2 protein-coding genes are annotated in these 1088 nt (G+C 64.2%); one reads left to right on the forward strand and one right to left on the reverse strand.

Annotated elements, in window-relative coordinates:
- A partial coding sequence (locus MOX02_RS31985; RefSeq protein ID WP_210250430.1) for a hypothetical protein occupies positions 1–329 on the forward strand: 329 nt, incomplete at its 5' end.
- 97 nt (positions 330–426) lie between these two features.
- Here the strand turns inward: MOX02_RS31985 and MOX02_RS30675 are convergent.
- Complete coding sequence (locus tag MOX02_RS30675; protein ID WP_132255660.1) at positions 427–636, reverse strand: cold-shock protein; 210 nt, start codon at positions 634–636, stop codon at positions 427–429.
- Between the last annotated feature and the right edge of the window lie 452 nt (positions 637–1088).

Consider the following 1088-nt stretch of genomic DNA (forward strand, 5'->3'; position numbering starts at 1 on the left):
GCTGGCACTGCCTGTGGCGAAAGATCGGGGCCCTGCCGGATGAACTCAGGCCGGATCGGTCGGGCGTGGTGTTCTCGCTGGAGAGCCGACCACCTATCGCAGAGGCGCCCGACGAGGCCTGCATTGTTGGTCGCGCCGTGGACGGAGTGCATGCCTTCGACCGATGGGAAGTGGCCGAGGCGTTCGCCATGTTCGTTCGCGAGGGGTCGTTGCCGGTGTGGAAGGCATCTGACCGAGATGCCACCATGTTGAACCGGGGCCCGAAGACCCCAGCGCGGCGCCATCGAGGGCGAGCGGTGCCGAGGAGGTCACCGAATTTACCGGGGTGAGCCGATGCTCAACTTGGATCGCGCAGATGACGGCAGGCCGATCCGGCCAGCCGAAGCGGGCTGACGAGAACTCGCTGCTACCCCGACGAAGGAAAGCTCAGGCGCTCTTCAAGTTGGCGGCGCTTTCCTTGCCGCTGCGCCGGTCGGCCTCGACGTCGTAGGAGATCTTTTGCCCCTCGATGAGGTTGCGCATCCCAGCGCGCTCGACGGCGGAGATATGGACGAAGACGTCCTTGCCGCCGTCGTCGGGCTGGATGAAGCCGAAGCCCTTGGTCTCGTTGAACCACTTCACGGTGCCGGTAGCCATAGCGGTAACCTTGTCGCCGGCTCGCCAACGCGGCGTGCCGTGAGGGGCGAAACGGCTGTGTCGGCCGACCGTTCCATGCGTTGTACGGACCGGATAGTGCCTATTGGGCGATCTCAAAAAACCTTGACAGCTGTTCCCGCGTTCGCTCCGGCATTCCCGTCATCTGGGCTATCTTCGCGGCTCATGGAGGCGCAGGATGCCAGCGTCGGTGAATAGAGTGCGTCAAGCTACAGCGGCTTGGGGCTAGTGTTTTCGACTGTAGCGGACAGGCGCGTGAATGGCAGACGTCGTGAGCTTCCCAGCCGGCCGTCAATCCTCCTGTGCGACCTCGCCATACCAAGCATATCGGTTCGCGCCGGATGGTAGCGTCAGGTCGACCATCCCGATCGAGGCCGCCACTGACGCGGACGCTGCGGAACGTGCTCTCTACCTGAGCGACGGAGACCGCGTCG

Source organism: Methylobacterium oxalidis, from assembly GCF_007992195.1.
GTDB classification, from domain to species: Bacteria; Pseudomonadota; Alphaproteobacteria; order Rhizobiales; family Beijerinckiaceae; genus Methylobacterium; species Methylobacterium oxalidis.